The following is a 24,066-nucleotide window of genomic DNA, read 5'->3' on the forward strand; positions in this document are numbered from 1 at the left end:
TGGCCAGAAAAATGAGTCGTTCTCGCTGTTCTAAACTAAGTGGTACAGAAACAATTCGAGGCATGTGTGAACATCTGTTAACTAAAAAAACTTTTTCGCATGATTAGTTATTTTTGTCAACTTAACAAAATTAATCATTATAAGGAGTTTCTTCTAATATTTGATTAATACGTGTCTCCGTAATATTTCCCCACTCTTTTTTTAAAACTTTAAAAAGTTCAATTTCCTTCTTAAATATTAACCTTCTACTATCAAAACCTTTCGCCCTATTTTCAAGCTCGTATTGACTTGCCAAAAAAAATATAACATCAGACATTATCCAATATAATAATACGTCTATGTTAGCCGTTCTTCTACGTTCTAGCTCCATCCCCCTCTCTTCCACAATATACAAATATTCATTATTATTAATTTGAATATATGGAGTGCCATCTGGCTGAGGAGATGGATAGATTCTTAAAATATCTTTAGGAGCATTTATAATGCTCCCATACTCATATATTTTCTCTTGAATTTCGTTAAAATTAAGCATCATTTAATCTCTTTAATATAGCCTTTTTCTATTAACCATTGAACATTAACTCTCTGTCCTACATTTGGTAATATCTGAATACCTCCACCCTTTTGCCCAAATGCTGGAGCAATCTCACCTTTAATAATAGGTAGCGGCTTTATTACTTCGTAATGATAAACTTTTGCCGATGCTGATCCAGGAGCTAATGCTCTTGCCTCATATGATGTCCCTGCAGGAGCTAAAAAGCTACCCGTTGGCTCTCCAACTCTATCTAATTTTGCTCCAACTTCTAATGTGCTTTCAATTTTTTTAACTTAAATCAATCTCCATACCTTTATGTAAGCCTTTACAACACTCTAAAACATATGAATAAATCTTTTCTGGTTCTGAATAAACATATTTTGAATAATTTACTGGTAACCAATAATATATTTCATAATCACTTTTCCTATTACTGGTAGGAACAAGAAAAGATACGTAATATTTCTCTATGCTTTCTTCTACTCCAATACTAAATTTTAAATTTCTTGATATATAAATATCTTTAAAATTATAATCCATTTCAATTTCCTATTTTTTTCACTTTTAACATATCTTTTGTGACTTTAGGTGCATCAATAACAGCTTCTAAACTACCATTAGGTAATTTACCACCAGGAATCCACTGACTATTTGCACCAGCCTCATTACCAGATGGTAGTCTTAAACCAGCATATTTTGGATTAGATATATCAATCCGTACTAACCCACCTGTCTTAAGTTGACCCTGAGGTATTCCTAATGCATTAGCAATTTTTACTGGATCATTATTTGCTGCTCGTATGATTGCATCTGCTTCTCTTTTTGTCATAACAAATGAAGTTCCATCAATTTGTCCAATACCATATTTATTAAATGATGTATCGACCATAATTCTTGTTACACCACTATCAAATTCTGATAAATGTTTATTAATATAACTTTGTGATAAATAAGTAGATGGATCAGGTCTTTCATTAATTGGTTTTTGTATAACCCCTTTGAATACTTGTTCAACCGAAACTCCTTGTTTAAGTTCAACATCACCTCTTTTCATTATAGACTCTAAAACATGAAGATTACCTATTTGAGATGGTTGCCATCTAAAATCAGCTCGATTTAGATATGGTGACAATAAATCATCATCACGATAAAAATTATTAGTAATTTTTGCTGCAATATCAGAACCATATTTTTTCTCAATAGCAACTAATGTATTATCTGTTAATTTAATAGGGCCATTTAATGCTTTTGAAAAACCCAGACCTAACATTGCAACTTTTGCATCTTCTCGCTCTTTAGGTGTAATTTTCTCCTTAGTCAAAGGGTCATATTCAGCACCCATCACTGCAGCAATCTGTTTTAACGTTAAATCATTAATAACCTGTGCTGCCTTTTGACCTAAAGTTTTCTCGGGTATTGGACAAACATATCCTGTCGGACAAGGAACTTTTACTTTAGTATTTTCTTTAACTACCTTTCCATAATTCTCATCAATAATCGAAAACCCATTATTCTCCACCGCATTCTGCCCAATCACACCTGCCAATTGCGCGTTAAAACTCGAGTCTCCTGCAGCTCCACCTATCACAGCACCAATCCCTGCTGTTAAATCTCGAATTTGCGCCTTTTCCGCCTCTGACAGAAAGTTCGCTTGGAACTCACCATTTACAAAGTACTTAGGGTCATCTTTATAATTTTCTGCAAGTTGGTTGGTTAAGTAATTCGCTGCAGCTTCACTGGCAATTGCAGCACTGCCTCCTGCAGTCGGGTCGCCACCATTAATATAAGCAAGTGTTGCCCCCAACAGCGTTGAGTGATAGTTTAAGCGTTTACAAAGTTTTATTTACAGTCTCAACTGTGCAGCAGTATTCTTGTCTTCGCCATGGCCAAACCTATTTCAACATTTACAAGCTACTTGGAAACGAAATTGCAATTTTCGCAGACTTAGAATAAAAGCCCTCATCGGGCTTAGTATGTGGCGAACCCTGCATTGTATAATAAGTTAAGTCTTCGTATTTCATTCCAGCATTCTTTAATTCTAAAGTTATAGGTTGGCTCATATAAACTACTGCCTCCATTTCACTCCAACTATGAGTAATCTCAAGTACTGAATTTCCTTGACTTAACGCCAGATTGATTAAATCATTTATACTTTCACATCTAGTGATACTCATAATACTTATTTCTCCAACTTCAATTTATCTACCAGTTTTAGATTCTTGTCATAGGGTTTTATAAAAAATTGATCCCCTCCTCCATTGCCTAAATCAGGATTCGCTTTTACCTTACCAAATGGAACCGTCATATCTTTCAATACTTCATATTTTCCCATCTCAGTCCGATATCCAAATATTTTATGTGGTGTAACTTGTAAGCTTTGGAAAAGTGACGTAGCACTACCCTTAGCAGACTTAAGCGTCTCTTCAGTTGTATAGTATGCAGATTGTCCTGGAATTCCACCATAGACATAATCACCTTTTTTCAATGTATTAGTGGACCAATTGTCGGCTTTATATCCCCATTTAACCTGATCTGATTTAGCAATATGAATATTGAAATTAGAAGACTCTCTCGCAGCTTGACTAGCCTTAATATTCTCTAATACTTTTTCGGCTTGTTTAACATCACTAAATTTAGCAACAACTTTACCAGTTACTTTGCTAACAATACTTACACCTTTACCCATAGGGATTAATTCATATGGCTCTGTCGGTATAATGATCATTGCTAATTCTTTCGAATTATTTAATATCCGTTGCCCAGTCCATGTACTGCATTGACCAACAGATATACCATTTTGTGCACATAAGTTGTTATATTGATCATCTTGCTTCTTGGCAAATTTATGTGCTCCCGCCTGATTATTCTCCACTGCATTCTGCCCGACCACACCTGCTATTTGTGCATTAAATGCCGAATCTCCAATAGTACCGCCGACGACTGCTCCAATGGCTGCCGTCAAATCACGAATTTGGTTTTTTACACTTTCAGGCAGTAAATTCGGCTGGAATTCACCTTTTTCATTTTGGTACTCTTTTTGGTCTATATATTCATTGGTTAAGTAGATCGCTGCTGATTCAGCAGCTACAGCTGCGCTCCCCCCAGCGACTAGATTGCCGCCATTAACGTAAGCCAATGTCGCACCTAAAATCGCATGAGATGCCAATTGCGCAGCCGTATTTTTATCTTCTCCATGACCATATTGACTGCCAATCTTTTGTGCCGCATATGGCGCCAGCGCATTTGTAGCTACTTGTATATCTGTTTGTCCTCCAAGTGCACCTGTCACAGCAAGTGTTACAGCATTCAACGCACGGCTACTGTCACCGCCCATGCCCCACTGTTTAGTTACAGCTTCTTCATTCGCCAGCGCACCTTTATAAGCATCATTATTTGCAAAATATTCATCTTTTTGCTTGTCTGACATTTTCTTCAGCTTGGCTTGCTCTGCAGCATCTAACTGACTGGCAAGCTGTTCACCAATCTGATCTTTTTCAGCAGTAGCACGCTTCACTTGATCCTGCGCATAAGTTCGCGCAGCCGCAGTAATCGTAGAAGTGGCATCTGCTACTGTTTTCTGCTGATCTAAAATATCCTGCAAGTTTGGCAAGGTATCAACTTTACGATTTGCCGATGCAGCATTGCTATGTATACCAAGCGCTTCAACAATGGTATCTTTTCCGCCAATATTGATATTGCCAGCACTTAAAGTTGCATAGGTCGTGCTGCTGTCTTTTTCAGAATCAGACTGCGGCAAACTTGGACTAAAACTCGTACCATCTCTCCAGTTGGTATTGCTGGTCGGCTGCGGTGTCTGGGTTGAACTGTCTGCTTTGCCCAGTACTGTACCGCCAGATAAACTGACACTTTTTGCATCATAGGCGCTTTGATTTTCCAGATTGCTAAACGTTAGGCTGTTAGCGGTTAAATCATTATTTTCTTTGTTCGCCGTTGAAACAATTGCGCCGCCCTGCAAATCGACACTGTCTGCTTTGACATGGTAACCGCCATCACCTGCAAATAAGCCAGACTGCTCATTTACACTAGTAGATGAACCCTCAGCCTTACTGCTGCTGACATTGCCTGACGCCTGCCATGCAGTCCCAAATGATGCTTGCACACGACCGCCAGCATTCGTTTGCTTAATTTTTTGATCTGCACTGTCTTGAGTGCTAATCACATTCAATTTACCACCAGCATTAACATCAATACGGTTTGCTTCGGCTTTTGCACCTTGCAAAGTCGTATCGCCTTTACTGTTTAAACTGATATTTTCAGCATTCAAAACTGTTTGCGTATGGGTGTTGCTATTGCTGTGATTGCTACCTTTTCCATAGCCCACTTCTGCATAAATATATGCACCAGTTTGCGCGCCTACAGATGCACCATAACCGATACTTGCACCTGCATTGCTATTTTTACCATCTGCTTTCGCTTGGCTTTGACCTGACTGTAAAATAATATCTTTAGCCGAATTCAGTCGAATCGCATCATTTGCCGTAACTTGAGTATTTTGCAGATGAATATCACCTGCTGTACTGCTTAAATTGACATCTCGGCCAGCTGTGATCTTATTTTCCTGAGAATTGGTATAACTGCTGTTTTGCTGGTTGCTGCTCGTACTAAAACCAATCCCCGCCTCAGCTTTAAATAATGCTCCACCCTGAATATCGCTATAGCTTTGATATGCCTGAGCACCTGCAGCCACAGCTTGCAGCGCTTGAGTTCGATCATCGGCTTTGTTTTTCACGGCTTTGTCCGCACTGCCAAGTAAATCCAATATTGGAGAGCTAATGCGTTTAAACAAGCCAACTTTTAAATCTTTAGAAGATTGCGACGCACTGCCCCTGTTGTGATTTTCTAAAACTTGAATAGTTTTTGCATCAATATTCACATCCCGTTTTGCCACAAGATCTGCGCTTTGCTGTAGATAATCATTACCCGCCTGAATATTTACATTCCCGCGGCTTTGTTGCACAAAGATTTCATAACTATATGATTTTAAAAGTTTTGATTATTTTTTGATCCAAAATTAAATTTATTTAAATCAGATGCTTACATATTTATGCAACAAAGCCCTTTTGTATGAAAAACAGCTCAAGCTATTACTGATGGCTTTTTTGTGACCCAAAAAAAATCCACCCGAAGGTGGATCTCTAGGAAGTTCTATTTGTTCGAATATATTTTCAATATTGCGCTTTGATAGAAATACATAGTCTTAATCACGTATTGGCTAAATGAGCCTTTAGCTTCATTTCCTACAGTGCTACCAACTTGTGCAGACTTTACCATTGGAAGAATAAGCAACAAACAGATTGTTCCTATCATAAAAATACGGCTCAACTTTGGACTGTTACTGAAGAAAATCAGTGAGATCAAAGACAAGATATTTAGGATCAGGAAGAAAATCGAAAATGATAGCGCCACCATAGGCATCACAATCGCTTTATAAGCTCTTTTGGCATCAATTTCTTGACCCATGAAGATACGTTCAGCCTTTGGCTCAACTTGCCCTAGTTCAGGAATAAAATGGCGATATGCATCATATGTTTTGAACAATTTATTCGGCATACTTTGAATGAACTCAGCTTTCATTTCAGGCTGGTTAGGCTTGAAAACGACATTCTGTTTTGTAGTGTTGAAGATGTGTGATTTAACCGCTGCGTTATTGAAGAACTGGTCTTGAGTCATTAATGGTGGAATATAAACACCTGGTCCAAAGTTTAGGATCTCTGTATTCCATTTTTCTTGAATCTTTTGGCGTTTAGTTTGAATGATGAAACGGTGACCCCCTTTCTTTTCTTCAGCAAGTACATCATTCATCGCACTTTTGTATTGGTTCGAATACGATTCATAAGTACCAAATATCGTGATGAGTTCTTGATTCATTGGATCAGAAACATACTGTTTGTATAGCTTTGGATCTTCGATCAAGCATTCAGTAAATTTCATGACCGCTTGTTTGTATCCATCTTCAGCAAATGGCTTCGATAATTGAATATATGGGAAGAATGCTTTATCAAGCGCCGTGGTCACACCAAAACTATTCGGCGTTTTCACACATTGAGAAGCAACAGAAAAATAATGGTCACGTAGAATACTTTCTTTACGAGCAACATGATCAGCATCCATTTCTGGATTAATTATAACGTGATGCCCTTCTAATTTAGCTTTGGCACGAACCTTAAATTCCCACCACTTTAACCCGGCATATTCCGTTGCTCTATAGTCATCATAGAACGGAACAATCGTACCACTGGCTTGACTGATCAAAAGCGCTTTGCCCTGTTGTTCTTCACTGGAACTATCAACAATCCAATCAATGACTTGATTCTGAACAAAGAACGAAACCCCAATACAAACCAAGCCCAGTGCAATAAATGCCAAAACGAATTGCCATAGTTTGGTGAATAGTGGCAAAGCGAATTTTAATAGGATTAAACAGAGTCCAATGCCAGTGAAGGTCTTGCCCATTTGCTCGATTTGTTGAATTTCGAGCTTTGATGTCATCGTAGACATTTGATCAAAGATGAGGAGGTTAAAAAACACTTCCAAACATAGGTAGCCAATGGATAATGCAAAAAATAGAAAGATGCAGATTTTTTGCTGCATGGTCGCAGTCTTTAACAGATTTATCATGTGAAATAATTAGAAAATTAGTTAAAAAGTAACCCAAATATTGTGTTGCAACTTTGCTTAAAATGTAAGCTAGTACTTTATTATACGAGCCTGTAAATAATTTTGTGTAATTGCTTTTCATAAATTAAAGGTGATCACTTAGGCGGTCACCAAATTCAATAATAAAGCGGCTCATAGCTAAACGCCAGTCGCGAATAGGCATATTCCACTTTTGAGCTTGTCATATCGAGTAGCTATTCCTCTAAATTGCTTTGGCTCTAGACTAGCAGATTTACACTTAATTTTACCTAATGAGGCTCCACAGCTCTGTTGCTAACTCATTAGGCTCCCTCATCCAACGCCATTCAGTTTCTTTAAGATGATAATCAAAGTACTCTTTTGATATACCGTTGAACTTTGCTAGCCTTCTTTTACAAAAGCTCCCGCTAGCCAATGATTCACTATTCTTATATAGGTTGAGTGAGTCATCTTGAACCGTACCGGGTTTGTCGGAGACTCAATATTCTGAGAGACTATTCCGATGAAAAAACCAAACTATACCCCCGAAATTAGAGAAAGAGCGGTTCAATTACTAATTGAATCTGAAAAAGATTATCCTTCTACTTGGGCAGCAATCACAGCTATTGCTCCTAAAATCGGTTGTACTCCTGAAACATTGCGTGTTTGGTATTTAAAGCATATGGATCAACTAAATCCTGCCAAAGTACAACAGATATCTGACCAAGAAAAAATGAAGCAAATGGAACGTGAAATTAAAGAATTAAAGCGTGCCAATGAAATTCTACGCAAAGCAGCCGCTTTTTTCGCCCAGGCGGAGCTCGACCGCCCTCACAAATAATGGTGGATTTTATCCATAATAAAGAGCTGTACGGAGTCGAGGCGATTTGTAGAATTTTACCGATCGCCCCTTCAACCTATTATCGGACTCTAGATCTCTGTGATGAGAAGCATTGCACGATCGAGGCATGCCAAAGAATGTGATTCATCATTCCGATAGAAGTGTTCAATATCTTTCTATTCGCTATACCAATCGTTTTGAAGCAGCAAATTTACGAGCATCAGTCGGTACAACGGGTGATTCATACGATAATGCTTTGGCTGAAACGGTGAATGGCTTATACAAAACAGAGGTGATTGAATATCTAAAAGCAGATTGGCAAGGTTTAGCACATGTACAACTTGCGACACTAAATTGGGTAGATTGGTTCAATAAAGAGCGTGTACATAGTGCACTAGGTTATGTATCGCCTTTTGAGTTTGAAGCAATGTACTATGATAAGGTTAACACGTTAGGTCAGGTGGCCTAACTTAAATAAAAAAGTCTCCGACTAACCCAGTACGGTTCAGTGCACGGTAGGGCTTACATACGCGAGGACGAAAGCTGTATTTCTTGGCGCAGTCGAGCAGTTTGGGATTCCATTTATGCTGCCCCTCCTGATAGGCATCCCGTTCAATCATGATCGTTTTAGCGTTATCAAACAGGATTTCTTGAGGTACTCCTGCAAAGAACTGAAATGCATTTTCTAGACCATCGATCCATGCATAGGTACGTTCATGATCATAAAATTTCACGAAAGTCGCTCTGGAATACCCTAATGTTGCGACAAAGGCTTTTAAAGTCGTGTTGTTGCGTCGAATTGTCGTGAAATCTACCTGCATTTGTTGGCCAGGTTGGGTTTGAAAACGAATGATCGGTTCCGGTTGAGCAGCTGGTTTTAATGTTGCAAGATATTCCCTCAAGATCCTGATCTTTCCTGGATATCCCAACCCTAAAATTTCCTGGTAGAGCACAACAGCAGGAATCCATTCAGGATGAGCTGCGTTTACACGTTGGAGTAAATAGGCTTTATATGGGTCAAGGATACTTATTCTAGGCTGTATACGCTGATACTGAGGTGTGGTGTTTTGCCGTAAATATTTACGTACGGTATTTCTGGACACCCCCAGTTCACGAGTAATAGCTTTAATAGATTTACCTTGCTGATGAAGTATTTGGATTGTCACTGCTTGCTCCAAAGTTAACATGTTGAGCAGTCCAAAATGACCGCTATATTAACCAAGGGGGGGCAGTTTTTAAATGCCATTAGGGGGTCATTTTTACACTGCCGCTAACAATGGTGACCGGCGCTTGATCGGCATGCAGCACCTGCTGTTGCAGCACCACCTCTTTTAAAGCATTGGCCAAAGGTTCCAGTTCCACACCGCAGCGACCAATCCAGTCAGATAAGGTCTTTCTCTTGTTTCTAGAAAGACCATGCTATCAGACCATATTAGAACTTTACTAAGTCACCTTTTAATGCCACCCCTGCTAATGCCGTACCTTTCGCACATTGGTAAGTCGTGGTGCTACGTGTTTCATTGGACTTATAGAAACTCACCAGATTGGTCACCGCATTGGCGCCTTTGGCTTTGGCTGTATTTTGAAATTGAATCAATGCCGAACGAAGTACATGATCACATGAACTTTCCGCAGATTTGGCAAAACCATTGGTCTTTTTATTGGTCACTAAGCCTTTTTCAATCACCTTACCGCCCGACTTGGTTCCCGCCAAATAAAATTTTACTGAACCATCCAAAACCCCATCAGCAACAGCACGGCTTACAGCTTCTTGGAAATTGAAATCATGCATTTGGTCAGCTGCATGTGCTGATGTAAATGCAGCTAGCCCCAGAATAGCTGTGAAGCTAAATTGCTTAATATTCATAGTAATTGCTCTCTTATTTAATTTAACGTTTTTGAAAGTTGTGTAAATACCGAATTATCTAAACGTGCCTTCCATGCCATCGCATTTTTATGAATTTTATTACCACGTTGATCGAGATTACGGCTACCTGTAATTTGTGAACTGACTTGATTACCTGAGATGAGATAGGTTACTTGTAAATAATGGCTACGACGGGTTAAACCCGCAACTACCTTTGTCTGATCTGCCTGTTCAACTACCCAACCAGTGCGCGCATTTTGCCCAACACCAAGTCGAATATTGTTCACAATATCAGCCGCAGTCGCATATTTTGCTGTCATTAATTGCCGCTGCGGATAATCAGAAATTTTTACAGTACTACAAGCTGTTAATCCCAGCATACTCACTGCTGATAAGATATATAGTGTTTTTTTAAACCCCATTTTTTACCCTCTGTTTCAGTTATGGTCTATATTATTTTTGAAAATTAATGATGTATTAATGCCACCAAAGGCAAAATTATTCGTCATAATAATTTTTGCTGACATCGGGCGAATATCACCACAAATATAATCTAATTCCGCACACGCAGGGTCAATGTTATCTAAGTTTAAAGTTGGCACGAATTGATTACGTTGCATCATTTCAATGCTGAGCCATGCTTCAATTGCACCACATGCACCTAAAGTATGACCAAAATAGCTTTTTAATGAACTGATTGGCTTTTGACCCAATATACGCACAGTTGCTTGTGATTCAGCAATATCACCCTGATCAGTCGAAGTGCCATGTGCATTAACATAATCAATATCCGCAGCAGTAAGCTGTGCATCTTTCAGTGCCAATTGCATACAGCGTCCCATCATCTCAGAATCAGGTCGCGTCACATGCTGACCATCAGTATTGCTACCATAACCGATGATCTCAGCATAAATAGTCGCTCCACGTGCTTGAGCATGTTCATATTCTTCTAAAATCAAACAGCCTGCACCTTCACCAACAACCAAACCATCCCGATTTGCATCAAAGGGACGCGGAGTTTTCTCTGGATGATCATTTTGAACGCTGGTCGCTAACAGTACATCAAACACAGCTGAACCCGCAGCGCTGAGCTCTTCTGCTCCACCTGCAATCATCACAGTTTGCTTGCCGTATTTAATCGCTTCATAAGCTTGTCCAATGGCCATCGAACCGGAAGTACACGCACTTGAGGTCGGCAGCGTTAAACCTTTTAGCCCAAAATACACCGTCATATTGACCGCGCTGGTATGTGACATCATACGAATGTAGGTCGTGGCATTGAGTTGACTCATATTATGCTCAAGCAACATGGTACCAAACTCACGCACAGCATCCACACTGCCCGCAGAAGAACCAAAAGCCACGCCTGCATCGCCACTTCTTAAGATATCAGCATGGAGTAAACCTGCGTCTTCCAATGCTTTTTCAGCACATACCGTGGACATTAAGGCAACACGCCCCATACCACGAGTAACTTTACGGTTAAAATGCTTCGGTACAGTAAATGACTCAACTGGACCAGCTAATTTACTACGTAAATCAGGATAGATCTCCCAATCGGGCATATAGCGAATGCCACTTTTACCGAGTGTAAACTGCTCAAAAATTTGCTCTGCGGTTTCACCCAAAGAAGTAATCCCAGACATGCCTGTTACAACAACACGTTTCATTAGATCAGGCCTCCATTAATTGAAAGCACTTGGCGGGTGATATAACTGGCATCATCACTACATAAAAACTTTACCGCTTTAGCGACTTCTTCCACCTGCCCCATACGTTGCATCGGAATCATTTTCAAGGCATGTTCTTTGACTTCCTCTGTGACCATTTCGGTTTCTATCAAGCCCGGAGCCACACAGTTCACCGTAATTTTGCGTTTTGCCAACTCTAGTGCCAATGCTTTGGTCGCACCAATTAAGCCTGCTTTGGCAGCACTATAATTGACCTGACCACGGTTCCCCATAATTCCAGACACTGAAGATAATGTCACAATACGTCCACCCTTTTTCAAGCGGATCATTGGCATCATCAATGGTTTCAACACATTATAAAAACCGTTCAGAGAGGTCGAGACCACGTCATCCCAGTCTTCATCAGTCAGTGCGGGGAAAGCACCATCACGGGTTAATCCTGCATTCAGCACTGCACCGTAAAAAGGACCATGCTGTGCTATATCTTGCTCTAAAATAGCGGCAATTTTTTCACGCTCATTCACATCGAACATCAGTACATGGCTGGCCTGTCCAAGCGCTTGAATTTCCTGAGCCACCGCTTCGGCCTCAGACTGTCTTGAACGGGCATGGACCGTGACATCAAAGCCTGCCTTTGCCAACTCCAAAGCAATCGCTTTACCTATCCCACGACTCGAACCTGTGACTAAAATTCTTCTGTTCACACTAATTTTCCGATGATTTCATTCATATTTTCAGGCTCAAATACGCTCAACATGGCGCTGAACCGATGTTCTTGATATTCAATTTCACAATGAAACTGCCCCAAACCCTCGTGCAGATAACTTTGTTCTACTCGAATCCGCACGGTTGTGCCCAAACTAAAATAAGCACAAGGCAACTGCATTTTACGCGTTCCCAATAAAAAGCCAATTTTCGGTGGCAAGCCCTGAGTTTGTCCTTTATAACCGGCATAGACGCTAATGGTCTGCGCCATCAACTCAATGCTGCTCCAGGTGGGCAAGCCTTCTGGCTCACAAAACATCAAATCAGGTGTGATGTGAAGTTCTGCAATAGCAAATTCATCATTGGCTTCAATCAAATGGCTCACGAAAACCATCGGTTTTGCATGTGGAATAAACTGTACTGCATCCATCATGGTAAAGCCTTCCCAAAAATTAAACTGATATTACTGCCACCAAAAGCAAAAGAATTACTCATCGCATAGCGAATCGGTGCAGCTAAATGCGGTGTAAGCACATAGTTTTGCCCAGCCAAAGCATCGTCCAATTCACCTGCATGATGTAGCGGTAACCAGGATTGATCTAATAAAACCTGTTGGCAAATAAAAGCTTCGATTGCACCCGCGGCCCCTAGACAATGTCCTGTTTTATGTTTGGTGCTGCTTACGGCCACAACTGTATCTGAGAAAACGGTCTGTACCGCTTTAATTTCCATCGCATCATTTTGCGGTGTAGAAGTCCCATGTAAGTTCAAATATCCAATATCGCCTGCTTCAAGCTGTGCAGCGTCTAAAGCTTTTTGCATCGCCTCCGCAGCCCCTATTCCTTCTGGATGCGGTGCTGAAATATGCCATGCATCCATTGACTCGCCACTCGACAACAACATCACGGGGGCAGGCGCATTGGACAGTAAAAACAATCCTGCCGCTTCACCAATATTAATGCCGTCACGGTTGGCTCCACAGGGCTGACAAATTCCGTTCGATAAGCTTTCTAAACTATCAAAACCATTTAAGGTTAGCTTGCATAAGGTGTCAACTCCACCTACTAAGACAGCATCAGCCAGATCTGCATTCAGCAGACGTTGCCCCGCCGCCAGTGCTTTAGCTGCCGAGGAGCAAGCGGTAGAAATGGTATAGGCTGGCCCTTCCCAGCCCAAATACTGTTGTAAGGCTTCCGCTAAACTGCCCATTTCTTGTTTTTGGTGCTGTACAGACTGCGGTACAGACTGTTGAAACTGGACTTTTAAGACAGACTCATTATCCGCGATGCCTGAGGTTGAAGTACCGACAATCACAGCAAGACGTTGTTTAGCAAACTGTGCTGTATAAGCATGAATTTCAGTTTCAATTTGCGCCAGAGCCGTCAGCGCAAAGCGTAGATTCCGTGAGTCTACACCGTTCAAGCTTTCAGGCACTGTTTGAACTAAGGTTTGATCACATGCGCCGACCCAGACCGAACGCCCCGCAATCAGATCTCCTCGTTGCGATAGGGTATTTTCAGGGTTGGTCAAGGCATGTTGAAGCTCAGCGGCATTTTGTCCCAAAGCCGACAGCGCCGCACTGAACTGAATACCCACGGCTGAAACATGCTGTAGATTTTTAGTCATGATGGTCACCTTGATCATCTTCTAAAGTATTGCTCACCGTGCTGATCATCATTTGATAAGGCACTTGCAAATTATCCAGTTTAATTGCTCCTTCATTTTGCTGAATTTTCAACACGGGTTGCTGCTGTATATAAATGGTATCGTCTTTCTGCACGACCGCATTTTGAGCTGTATGTAAGGCAGCAAAATTTGGATATGTGGCATAGAGAATATCACGCACTACATAATCAAAAGGTAATCTTTTCATTGGATCAATGCGCTGTTCAGCTTCGACCTTTTGACCATCAAAACTGAGCTTAAACAACTGCTGTCCTGTGAGGCTAAGCGCTAACATATCAAGCGACTGCCCCCGTTGTTGCTGATACAGTAAAAAGCTGAAACTCTGGGTTTTCCACTGTACTTCGATTTGATCTTGACGTTGATAATTTTGCGCAACCCACTGTGGGGTCGCGAGCCCCTGCGCCTTGGGAATCAAGCTTTGGCAGGCATTACAAAGCAGAGCACTGGCTAAAACCCAACTGACAGTTTTAAAACGCAGCTCAAGTTTCATCAGTTAGCGACTCTTTTTGCGGTTGTTCTTCTCGGCAATATTCGGCCAAAGTGCTCAAGCGTTGCTTGGCATTACGATGGATCGGGTTGCTTGCATCCCACGCATAACCTGCTAGCAAGGAAGCAATCATACGGCGGATTTTTTCATCCTGTTGAGTCGAAAATACCACATCCTGAAACTCACCTGAATACCATGATTCGACATAGGCACGGAACACTTGAATGCCTTTACGTAGCGGTTTTTCATATTGCTCCATCCAGTCTACCTTCTGACCTTGCAACACTTGCTCGACCAATGGCACAGCTAGACTAGACGATTTTAAGGCAATAGTTACCCCTGAAGAAAAGACAGGATCGAGGAACTCACCGGCATTGCCCAGTAACGCGTAGTTTTCAGATGCCAAATGTTTAACATCGGCAGAGTAGCCCACCAAAGTACGTACAGGAGTATCATGCTTAGCGTGGCGCAATAAATGCGACAAACTGACATCATCGGCCAAAATACGTTTTTGCAAGGCTTCTAAATCATAATCTGCATTACCGTCATAACCATATCTTTCAAAGAAATCTTGCTCCGCAACGACGCCAAATGAAGACCGCCCATCGGCAAAAGGAATTAGCCAATACCACGCACGATGGTCTTTTTCATGCACGGTAATTAAGATTTTCTCACGGTCAAACTCAGGATCATCCAACAAACCATCTTCAATATGGGTAAAGACCGCACGGCGCACTGGAAAGTCCGATGGACTTTCTAAGTCGAGAAACTTCGGCAAAATTCGGCCAAAACCACTGGCATCCAATAGAAATTTGCCTTGAATTTGGTAGTTGTTGCCTTGCTCACCTTTCACCGTCAAAATCGGTTGTGTAGATGCCACATCGACCGCCAAAACTTCATGACCAAAACGGATATCTGCGCCCATTTTTTCGGCTTGCTGTGCCAAAAGCTGGTCAAAGTTGGCACGTCTTACCTGCCATGTAGTGCCTGGACCTTCGCTAAACTTTTGAGTAAAGTCATAAAAACTGCGCTGCGTACCTCTTAAAAAAGCCGCGCCATTTTTAAACTGAAAGGCATATTCATCGGCATGTGCGCGAACGGTCTCCAACAAACCCGCTTCTTCCAAAAACACCATACACTGCGGCAATAAAGATTCACCAATGGAAAACCTCGGAAAATATTGCTTTTCGATGACCGTGACTTGGTAACCTTTTTGACGCAGCAAAGCTGCAGCCGAGCTGCCTGATGGTCCCGCCCCAATAATTAAAACATCTGTCTGTTGCATGGTGCTCATTGCACTGTACCCTTTGACTCAGCTCTTTGGCTGATATTGTTGAACCACCACATGTTTCGCATCGGAGGATGTAAAAAGTGTGGCATAAATAAATGAAAAAATAACACCCAGCAACACTGTTAGGCCAAAACTGTGAATGGCATAAGTATGACTAAAGGACAGCAAACCAAAACCAAAGAACGTCGACATCATGCACAGAAACAAAGCCATACCCACCACTTGTGGATGATCATGTCCATGGCGGTAGAAAATAGCATAATCCACCCCAATTCCAATGATCAGGAAGGTACCCATAATGCTGAATAAATTAATCTCGACACCCAGCCATGCTTGAATCGCAAACGTGGTCATTAAGGCCATGCTGACAGGCAACACCAAAGGCAGAATGGATTTTTTGCCATACAGTGCCCCTAAGCCAATGGCTAAAATCAGCAAAGCGCTGAGTAATAGCCACTGTGCCTGCTCACGGTGTTGTTTAAACAATTCAGACAGTTGATGAACGGGGCGTAACAGTTGTACATCCGCATTTTCAAGCTGTTGCACGGCTTTGACGTCATGCACATTTTGCAGCATCACCAAACGTTGTGTCGGACTCATCTGCAAAAAATGCAGAGGATGATCTTTAAAGACCGCTTCGGTCAATAACGGTTGGTCTTTTAAATGCGCTTGCCAGTTTAAAATATCCGCTGCGTTGAGCTGCAACGCTTGCGCATATTCCACTAAAGCCGGCTGAGGAATCGCCTGTAACATTTCAACATTCTTTTTTTGCTGCTCAAGCGATGGAATCCACTGCCCTAAAGCTTGTACAGCATCCAACTTGCCAGCCTGTTGCAAGGACGCAAGCTCTGCCAGTAGTTGCTGTTCGCGCTGCTCCAACTCTGCTGAGCTTCTGCCCCGTACCACAAAGTATTCGCTGCTTTGCTGCTGCATAAAACGAGAACGAATATATTGATCTTCCTGCTTTAAAGTGGCATCCATACTTTGTAAATTACGGATGTCATCATTGCTTTTCAGCAAGGTGAGACTAATACCCGTCACCAGTACAATCAATGCAATCATGCCATAACGTAGCTTGTTGTGGCTCTGCACATAACTACGCGCTTTGCCAATAAAGCCCAGTGCACGTATCGCAGGTTCCGCATTCAGCGCAGGCAAACGTGGCAGCAATAAAATACTGGTCACCCATGCGGCACTCAGTCCAACCATAGAAAAGACTGCAATCTGTTTAAAGCCCGGAAATGGGGTAAAACTAAGCACCACATAGGCCAATAGCGTGGTCATTAACCCCACAAATAGACTCGGCAATAACGGCTTTAGAACAGTAAATCCATCGATCTGTCGGTGCTGAGACTGCATGGCCATGAAGTAAAATGAAAAATCGACACAGACCCCAATCAGACTGGCACCAAAGACCAGTGTCATCAGGTGAATTTCGCCAAAAACCCAATAGGTCACAGCAAAGGCCACCAAGCTGCCTGTGCCGACTGCAACCATTTCCGTCAGCATGGGTCGTATCGAACGGAAGCCAAACCAGACTAGAAGCAAAATCCCGATGGTCGAACCCACTCCAATGGTGGAAATTTCCTCTTTGGCAGAGTTAGTGCCGAACTGTGCAAACAGCAGCGTACCTGTCCAGTGCGGTTTGACCTGCAACTGGTTGAGTTGCTGATTGATATTTTGGATAAATGCAGCGGTCTGCTCTTGGTAGGCAATGTTATAGGGGCTATTATTGAGCTGAAGTACCATCAGGCGCGAGATGCCCTGCTCATCACGAATCGTGGCAAAGCCCTGCTCTAAATTGATATCGGCATTGCTTTGTAGGGCACTTAAACCCACTGCATAACTGGGAAACAGCAGCAAGGGATCTTGCTTGAGCATTTCAGCCGTGATTGGCATGCCCGGACTCATCAGTTGTAATAAGCCCTGCTCTGTCAGTGCGGTATGATCCTGCCCTTGCAAAATCTGCTGATCTGACTTGGATAATAGCCCTGCTTTGTGCTGATACAGTGCTTGGGCAAATTGATCAGGATCAAGCTGCGGACGCACAGGTAAAAACAGCTGACTTTGGTCGGCTTGGGTTTTGAGTACTTGCGTTGCCTGTTCTAATTGCAGATCTGCTTTGGCATCCAACACCACAAAAACTTTGTCATTTAACTTCTGACTCACATATTGCTGTGCTTGTTCCAGATGAGCATCTTGATGGGCTTCAGGCAGCAAAGCAAAAATATTGGTCTCAATCTTGATGCCTTTATTCAGCCAAGCCACGCCCAGTGCCAAAGCAATGACACACAGCACCAACAACCACAGAGCGCTAAATTTATTTTGCCAATTGGAAAAGCGCATTTTCCGCAGCCGTTAAAGTTTGAGGTTGAGCCGTTTGCTGGCTAAAACGAATGATGGTGCGGTTATTGGCTTGTTCCAAAATGGTAATACGGTCCACATAACGCTGACCTTGCGCATCGACTTGGACAAAAAGCTTTTTAAATAGACTGCTTTTCGGCGTTAAGCTGACATTCCACTGCGTTGGGCTGTAATTGGCAGACACCACATTAAAGTTTTTAGCGAGCGCCGCTTCATTGCCCGACATCAACTGTAAAAACATCGTCGCTACAGAGCCATAAGGAGTCTTATCGACTTCAATTTGACTGGACGTGCGCTGCGTCTTTTGTACCAGCTTACGCGGTGTCACCACCAAATCGGCCTTGACTGGACTTTGAATCTGCCACAGCACGCCTTGGTTTTTGCTGAACAGCACAGTACCTTTGGACACATAGGTTTTATTCAATGCTGCCAGTTTTTTCTGCTGCTCAAATTGGGCACGCACCACAGGCGTTGCGCCAAGCTGAGCAAATACCTGCTTCAATTCAGTATTTTGTGCATTCGCTGTGGGAGCAAGCAAAGTTATCACACTGGCTGTACACGCAACGAAAATCATCGTGGAGAATTTGTATCGAATCATGCTTGCATTACTCCGCCTTAAACTCAGGCCATGCATTTAAACAATCCAACAACACCTGTGGGGATTGAAAACACATTTCACGGTTTTCAATATGAACTGCCACTTGCGAAGTAAAGCCCTTGGTCAACTTTCTACCCGAGACCGCATCAAAAATCAGATATTCAATTTTCAAGCGATTTTCCCACTCTTTCAAAACAGCGCGCACACGAATTTTCTGTTCAAATTCGATGCCTTGTACATAGCGCACATAGCTTTCAATGACAGGCCATGCATAGCCCGAGTCGCGCATTTGGTTATAGTTATAGTGAAATTGATCTAACAGTTTGCAACGTGCAATTTCAAAATATTTTAAATAATGCCCATGCCACACCACATGCATGGTGTCGACGTCATGAAAAGGCACTTCAATAATTACGTCAGCATACATGCTCATTTCCTATAAATATTGAACAGCAATGCTGTCTAACAGTTCTAAATGATCAAAACGATTGACCAGCGTTTGAAGCTCTTGTTGCAAAGGACGATCTTCCGCTACGTAGGTGAAGCTCTGAAGCACCCAGTATTGAAACGCTCTTAAAACAGGGCTGAGTTCTTTATCTACACCTTTAAGTTTAACTGCTTGAACTGCTGCACAACTGAGTGCTGCAATCACTTGTTCGGTCAGAGTAATGACACGGCTAGCATCACGTGCGGCAATGGTGCCCATACTGACTTTGTCTTGATTATGACATTCGGTTGAACGTGAGAAAATCGACGCAGCGAGTGTCTGTTTCAAGGCTTCTGCCGTCCATGCCGAAACCCCGATTTGCACTGCTTTAAAGCCATGATTCAGCGGTAACCGCTCAGGACTTGAACCAGTTAAATTACGCGGTAAACCATTGTTCATTTTATAGTCCACCAACTGCGCCAATTGACGATCCATCAGGTCAGCAATATTCGCAATCATGATTTTTAGACTATCCATGGCTTGGGCAATATGTCCGCCATAGAAATGCCCACCATGCAGTACCCGCAGGTTGACTGGGTCAATTAATGGATTGTCATTGCTTGAGTTCAGCTCATTTTCAATAAACTGACGCAGCCACTGTTTAGAGTCTTCAAACACCCCGATCACATGCGGTGCACAGCGCAATGAATAACGGTCTTGCAAGCGTGAACTTTGGTGTTCGGTTTGTACTTCACTGTTTAACCAGTCACGTAACTGCGCTGCAATATGTTGCTGTCCCGGATGTGGTTTTTGTGCAAACAGGACTTCATCAAAATGACTTGGATTACCCTCTAAAGCCAAAACATTCAATGCAGTAATTAAAGTACTGGCAAAAGAAATCTGTTCGGCTTTTTTATAATTCAGGCAGGCAATCGCAGTCATAACCGCTGTACCATTCATCAGGGCCAAACCTTCTTTAGGACGCATCACCAAAGGCTGCAAGCCTTTTTCGGCATACACTTTTGCAATCGGCACGATCTGGCCTTGATAGTACACATCGCGCTCACCGACCAATGCCCCAGCGATATAAGACAAAGGGGTCAAGTCACCACTGGCACCGACCGAACCCTCAGATGGAATCACCGGAATCACATCTTCATTCAGCATCCAGACCAACCGCTGCAACAAGGCATGCGAGACACCCGAATAGCCGCGTGCCAAAGAACATAAACGCACCACCACGACAGCACGTGCGGTAATTAAGTCTAAGTTTTGCCCCATGCCGCAGCCATGAAAACGCGACAAATGCAGCGGCAGCTCATGCACTTGGTGGGCTGGAATTCCGACTAAGCACGAGTCTCCATAACCCGTGGTCACGCCATAAATGACGCCTTCGTCTTGCAACAGCTGATCGAGGAAATCTGCACCGCGTTGAATCAATGCTGTCCATTCAGCAGAGGTAGGCAATACCACCTGTTTTTCTTTACGCGCTACAGCCACAACATCTTCAATACTGAGCGGAGTTTCCCCAACCATTAACACAAGACTTATCCTTTATTCCAAAAATTATAAAAATTAAACCATTGATAGGGCGCTCGTATGCAATGCTGTTCCAACAGTTGCACATACTGTCTTGTGGTCTGTTGCATGGCCTGTAAACGCTCTTTACGCGGCCAGTTCAACTGCTCCGCCACTTGATGAATATGCACTTCAAAATGTGTATCAACTCGATAGCAAAACACTGCCAACACAGGAGCTTTCAATAAGCTAGCCAAGATCCAAGCGCCTTGCGGCCACAGCGCTTGCTCTCCTAAAAAAGCAACCGATTGTACACGATCTGACTGCACGGGTACGCGGTCTGCTGCCACAATCACCCATTCACCTTGATCCAACTTATCCTGTAAAATCATTGCTGTTTCAATTCCCAACTCATCCACCGAAACCAAATTAACATCGGCATGTTCATTCAGTTTTTTTAAAAATGCATTGAACTTGGTAGCATGTTTTTGATAAACCAACACATTAATTTTCTGCGGATGCTCTGCTTTGACGGCGCGCAGCAATTCAATATTGCCAAAGTGTGACACCACTATCACCACACCTTTTTGATAGTGCGAACGAAAGTGCGCATGACCATGCAGCTTTAAGTTCTGCTCAGGAATGTGCCCGAGCCAGCCCTCAATTTTATCTAAAATACATTCGCCAAATTGCATCAAATGCGTATAGCTGTGCCACAGCTGCGGCTCAGCCTGAAACGGCGACTGCGCACCTGCAAAATGATGCAATTTTTTTAAGTACAACAGTGAAGCCTGACGCGCAGTATTGGAAAAGAGCCAGTACCATAAAATCACAAAGTATAAGATGACTCGGCACAGCCAACGCCCACCCAAACGGTAGAAACCCAGCATCAGCATTAGCGGTAACATCCCGCCCCGTTCTTTCACGGCGCTCCATTTCTGCATATATTTCTCTGACCGCCTTAACCTTTGACTTTCTGATAAATCAGTTTGGGGAACCGCAGCAGCATGCCACCCAACAAGCGGCTGTGCGCGCGCGCCATGCCCAAATTGTCACGCCACACATCAAAATGTGAAATACCACCTTCAGGATAAATCACATGCGTGGGCAGATTAATAAACGGCACATTGTCCCATTTCAAACGCACTAAAATTTCCGAGTCAAAGCCCATCCGCGGTTGAAACTTGGCAGTGTTTAGAATGTTCACTGTCTGCGCTAGAGGATAGACACGAAAGCCACACATGCTGTCTTTAATCTCAAAAGACAGACTGTTAATCCACACCCAAATATGCGTTGCATAACGGCCATAGAGACGTTTTTTGGGAACAGTCGCATCAAAGATCGGCTGACCAATAATCATGGCTTCGGGGTGCTGGATAGAGGTGTCTAAAAAGCGTTGCACATCCTGCCAGTCATGTTGTCCATCGGCATCGAGTTGCAAGGCATGGCTATAACCGCATTGAAAGGCATGCTTGAGCCCCGTGATCACCGCCTGCCCTTTCCCTTGATTGTGGGTATGTTCAACCAAATCGACCCTTGGATAGTCCTGCGTAAGCTGATGTAATACCGCCGTACAATCGGCATCACTGCCATCATTCACCATAATGATGGGTAACTCAAAAGCGCTTAAATGTGACAGTAACGCAGCCAAATAATGTGGATGGTTATACACAGGAATCACAAAGCAGTGTTTCATTTTTTCTCTCGGCTTAAACGTCTGAAGGGATAGCAAACAGCAAACGTCCTGATGCCAATATTTTGTCATGATTTTTCAGCTCAAAACTGACCTTATGCGCTTTACGGCTGAGCACCAGTTCCACCGTATGATAGGGTTGGATCAGTCCTTGAAATTTTAATTGCTCAAAACCATTGCACCACAGTAAATCCACCCAATTTTGTTTGGCAAAATGCTGGATAAAACCAATTTGCCCTACGCCCGGATAAATCGGAAAGTTCGGAAAATGCCCTTTAAAGCATTCCAGCTCAGGCACAAACTCCAAAGCATAACTGATCTGCATATCCTGAGACTGCTGTGTCAATACCACAGGCAAGGTCATCGGCAGAAAGAGTGATTTTAAATACTGTTTATTCAGCTTCGATTGTGCATTTTGTGGCATTTGCGTTAAGAACCGCCACTGCCGCGGAATCGCGATACTTTCCAGCTTCTGTTGTAATTGTTTTTTCAGCTGTGCGGTAAAGGCAGCTTTGCCCTTTTCGATAAGCAGCACCCTTGCATCCACTGTCAGCACCGCTACCACCGCCAAAATCTGACGCTGTTCTTTTTCATGAATTAAAACATGGCACTGCTGTATTTCTGCCAACTCAGCGATTTTCACTTCAATCGCATCGAGACTTAACCGCTTTTCTTCGAGTTTGACAATACGGTCCAAACGCCCCAATAGTTGGAATGGACTTTTGGGATTATTTGCATCCACGACCTGCACTTTATCTCCAGTCAAAATCCAATCCATGCTAAAGGCATGATTGGTTTTAACGGCTAACTCTTGTTGCTCGGCGCAGTTAATTTCGACATTGGCAAAGGGAGTCCATAGCGCATCATCTGCCTGACGGTGAGCAATCCCGCCTGTTTCAGAACTACCAAACACTTCGGTAATGGGACGGTTTAGCAAAGGACGCACGCCTGCATCCAACTTTCCACCAGAGGAATAGACCCGATGGCAGTCTTGCAACACTACATCTGTGGTCCAGCGCTTCAACAATGCAGGACTTGAAATCAGGTAATTGGGCAGTTGCAAATGGGCAATTTTCTTTTGAAGATCAACCACATCTTCAGGGAAAGCCAATTGTTTCTGATAGAAACTGCGTCCACTGGCTAAAGGCCACAACAACTTAAACAGCAAACCATAAATATGTTGATGGCTCACCGTAGCAATCGCGATCGCCTGCTCAGGCAAATCAAAACTGGCTTCTAAACCACAGACTTCATTGAACAATTGTTGCAAGGTGCGCGGAATCTTTTTCGGCTGCCCTGTTGAGCCCGAAGTATAAAAATACAGCTGTGCCTGATTGAGAAAGGTAGCATCAAATTGAAGCTCAAAAGTTGGCGTGGCTGTCGACGGCAAACGTTGTAAAAAATAAATCTGCTGTTCAGCCAATTCTTTTTCTAAGTCACTGACCCGATGTGGCGGCAACAGCACTTGCTTACCTGCTTGTAAGGCTGCAAACAACAATACTAAAAACTCATAACTGTCTTCTTGCCAAAGCGCCCATACTGGCTGTTCCAACTGCTGAATTTGCGTAGCCTGTAAAGCTACATCCATCCAAAAAGTGTGAAAGGAAACAAAACTTGAGTCCGCATGAATACACAAGGGACGCGATGAATGGAGATGGTGTTGAAAATGACAAGACATAAAATTTGTTTTTAAAAACCGTATTTCTAATCGCTATAGTTCGAGACCA

Annotated in this window: 21 protein-coding genes, 6 pseudogenes and 1 other annotated feature; of the genes and pseudogenes, 1 reads left to right on the forward strand and 26 read right to left on the reverse strand. The window is 42.7% G+C overall.

The window, feature by feature from the left end:
- From FTU92_RS14190 to FTU92_RS13050, 9 genes and pseudogenes are all read right to left on the reverse strand, one after another.
- A pseudogene (locus FTU92_RS14190) lies at nucleotides 1–64 on the reverse strand (helix-turn-helix domain-containing protein); the annotation flags it as partial.
- Nucleotides 65–130: 66 nt separating this feature from the next.
- Nucleotides 131–535 (reverse strand): Imm63 family immunity protein, encoded by a 405-nt coding sequence (locus FTU92_RS13005; RefSeq protein WP_180096410.1) that lies wholly within the window; start codon nucleotides 533–535, stop codon nucleotides 131–133.
- Entirely contained in the window at nucleotides 532–819 is a 288-nt protein-coding gene (locus FTU92_RS14250) for a TNT domain-containing protein (RefSeq protein ID WP_180096419.1), read from the reverse strand. Before FTU92_RS14250 ends, FTU92_RS13005 begins: the two co-directional genes overlap by 4 nt.
- Nucleotides 820–823: 4 nt before the next feature.
- Nucleotides 824–1,075 (reverse strand): hypothetical protein, encoded by a 252-nt coding sequence (locus tag FTU92_RS13015; protein ID WP_131261659.1) that lies wholly within the window; start codon nucleotides 1,073–1,075, stop codon nucleotides 824–826.
- A 1-nt stretch (nucleotide 1,076) separates the two neighbouring features.
- Nucleotides 1,077–2,339 (reverse strand): VENN motif pre-toxin domain-containing protein, encoded by a 1,263-nt coding sequence (locus tag FTU92_RS13020; protein WP_257218833.1) that lies wholly within the window; start codon nucleotides 2,337–2,339, stop codon nucleotides 1,077–1,079.
- A 100-nt stretch (nucleotides 2,340–2,439) separates the two neighbouring features.
- Nucleotides 2,440–2,709: a hypothetical protein gene (locus FTU92_RS13025; RefSeq protein WP_180096411.1), complete on the reverse strand. Its 270-nt coding sequence runs from the start codon at nucleotides 2,707–2,709 to the stop codon at nucleotides 2,440–2,442.
- A gap of 5 nt (nucleotides 2,710–2,714) precedes the next feature.
- Nucleotides 2,715–5,498: pseudogene (locus FTU92_RS14255) on the reverse strand (hemagglutinin repeat-containing protein); the annotation flags it as partial.
- 203 nt (nucleotides 5,499–5,701) lie between these two features.
- A complete protein-coding gene (locus tag FTU92_RS13045) occupies nucleotides 5,702–7,147 on the reverse strand; it encodes a hypothetical protein (RefSeq protein WP_131261649.1) in 1,446 nt (481 codons plus the stop codon).
- A 310-nt stretch (nucleotides 7,148–7,457) separates the two neighbouring features.
- Nucleotides 7,458–7,595: pseudogene (locus FTU92_RS13050) on the reverse strand (IS1595 family transposase); the annotation flags it as partial.
- 99 nt (nucleotides 7,596–7,694) lie between these two features.
- Between FTU92_RS13050 and FTU92_RS13055 the strand changes: the two are divergent.
- Nucleotides 7,695–8,481, forward strand: a pseudogene (locus tag FTU92_RS13055) (integrase core domain-containing protein).
- Nucleotides 7,970–8,083, forward strand: a sequence feature (AL1L pseudoknot). It overlaps the preceding pseudogene by 114 nt.
- Nucleotides 8,482–8,521: 40 nt before the next feature.
- Here FTU92_RS13055 and istA read toward each other — a convergent pair.
- The 17 genes and pseudogenes from istA to FTU92_RS13140 form a co-directional block, all read right to left on the reverse strand.
- Nucleotides 8,522–9,199 (reverse strand): annotated as a pseudogene (gene istA / locus FTU92_RS13060) (IS21 family transposase); the annotation flags it as partial.
- 85 nt (nucleotides 9,200–9,284) lie between these two features.
- Nucleotides 9,285–9,410, reverse strand: a pseudogene (locus FTU92_RS13065) (transposase); the annotation flags it as partial.
- A 34-nt stretch (nucleotides 9,411–9,444) separates the two neighbouring features.
- The gene (locus FTU92_RS13070; protein WP_180096412.1) at nucleotides 9,445–9,879 is read right to left on the reverse strand and encodes an excinuclease; all 435 of its coding nucleotides are present in this window, start codon (nucleotides 9,877–9,879) and stop codon (nucleotides 9,445–9,447) included.
- A 17-nt stretch (nucleotides 9,880–9,896) separates the two neighbouring features.
- The gene (locus tag FTU92_RS13075) at nucleotides 9,897–10,259 is read right to left on the reverse strand and encodes a hypothetical protein (protein WP_227515218.1); all 363 of its coding nucleotides are present in this window, start codon (nucleotides 10,257–10,259) and stop codon (nucleotides 9,897–9,899) included.
- 57 nt (nucleotides 10,260–10,316) lie between these two features.
- Nucleotides 10,317–11,549 carry a beta-ketoacyl-ACP synthase gene (locus tag FTU92_RS13080; RefSeq protein WP_127799697.1) on the reverse strand — a complete coding sequence of 411 codons (1,233 nt, stop codon included), beginning with the start codon at nucleotides 11,547–11,549 and terminating at the stop codon, nucleotides 10,317–10,319.
- Nucleotides 11,549–12,274, reverse strand: a complete 726-nt coding sequence (locus FTU92_RS13085; protein WP_005090831.1) for a 3-ketoacyl-ACP reductase FabG2 — start codon at nucleotides 12,272–12,274, stop codon at nucleotides 11,549–11,551. Before FTU92_RS13085 ends, FTU92_RS13080 begins: the two co-directional genes overlap by 1 nt.
- A complete protein-coding gene (locus tag FTU92_RS13090; protein WP_104221726.1) occupies nucleotides 12,271–12,708 on the reverse strand; it encodes a 3-hydroxylacyl-ACP dehydratase in 438 nt (145 codons plus the stop codon). Before FTU92_RS13090 ends, FTU92_RS13085 begins: the two co-directional genes overlap by 4 nt.
- Complete coding sequence (locus tag FTU92_RS13095) at nucleotides 12,705–13,901, reverse strand: beta-ketoacyl-[acyl-carrier-protein] synthase family protein (protein ID WP_104221728.1); 1,197 nt, start codon at nucleotides 13,899–13,901, stop codon at nucleotides 12,705–12,707. The genes FTU92_RS13090 and FTU92_RS13095 overlap by 4 nt, the downstream gene beginning before the upstream one ends.
- Nucleotides 13,894–14,451 carry a DUF3261 domain-containing protein gene (locus tag FTU92_RS13100; protein WP_114392602.1) on the reverse strand — a complete coding sequence of 186 codons (558 nt, stop codon included), beginning with the start codon at nucleotides 14,449–14,451 and terminating at the stop codon, nucleotides 13,894–13,896. The genes FTU92_RS13095 and FTU92_RS13100 overlap by 8 nt, the downstream gene beginning before the upstream one ends.
- A complete protein-coding gene (locus tag FTU92_RS13105) occupies nucleotides 14,441–15,742 on the reverse strand; it encodes an NAD(P)/FAD-dependent oxidoreductase (protein ID WP_114392604.1) in 1,302 nt (433 codons plus the stop codon). The genes FTU92_RS13100 and FTU92_RS13105 overlap by 11 nt, the downstream gene beginning before the upstream one ends.
- An 18-nt stretch (nucleotides 15,743–15,760) precedes the next feature.
- On the reverse strand, nucleotides 15,761–18,085 hold the full coding sequence (locus FTU92_RS13110) for an MMPL family transporter (protein WP_180096413.1): 2,325 nt from the start codon (nucleotides 18,083–18,085) through the stop codon (nucleotides 15,761–15,763).
- Nucleotides 18,060–18,701 (reverse strand): outer membrane lipoprotein carrier protein LolA, encoded by a 642-nt coding sequence (locus FTU92_RS13115; RefSeq protein ID WP_168382269.1) that lies wholly within the window; start codon nucleotides 18,699–18,701, stop codon nucleotides 18,060–18,062. Before FTU92_RS13115 ends, FTU92_RS13110 begins: the two co-directional genes overlap by 26 nt.
- Before the next feature lie 7 nt (nucleotides 18,702–18,708).
- Entirely contained in the window at nucleotides 18,709–19,128 is a 420-nt protein-coding gene (locus tag FTU92_RS13120; protein ID WP_127799705.1) for a thioesterase family protein, read from the reverse strand.
- 9 nt (nucleotides 19,129–19,137) lie between these two features.
- Nucleotides 19,138–20,664 (reverse strand): histidine ammonia-lyase, encoded by a 1,527-nt coding sequence (gene hutH, locus FTU92_RS13125; protein WP_141730378.1) that lies wholly within the window; start codon nucleotides 20,662–20,664, stop codon nucleotides 19,138–19,140.
- 11 nt (nucleotides 20,665–20,675) lie between these two features.
- On the reverse strand, nucleotides 20,676–21,590 hold the full coding sequence (locus FTU92_RS13130) for an acyltransferase (protein WP_127799709.1): 915 nt from the start codon (nucleotides 21,588–21,590) through the stop codon (nucleotides 20,676–20,678).
- A gap of 17 nt (nucleotides 21,591–21,607) precedes the next feature.
- On the reverse strand, nucleotides 21,608–22,342 hold the full coding sequence (locus FTU92_RS13135; protein WP_070153995.1) for a glycosyltransferase family 2 protein: 735 nt from the start codon (nucleotides 22,340–22,342) through the stop codon (nucleotides 21,608–21,610).
- A gap of 13 nt (nucleotides 22,343–22,355) precedes the next feature.
- Nucleotides 22,356–24,017, reverse strand: a complete 1,662-nt coding sequence (locus FTU92_RS13140; protein ID WP_180096414.1) for an AMP-binding protein — start codon at nucleotides 24,015–24,017, stop codon at nucleotides 22,356–22,358.
- Nucleotides 24,018–24,066 lie beyond the last annotated feature (49 nt).

Source organism: Acinetobacter sp. YH12205, assembly GCF_013418125.1.
GTDB lineage: Bacteria > Pseudomonadota > Gammaproteobacteria > Pseudomonadales > Moraxellaceae > Acinetobacter > Acinetobacter towneri.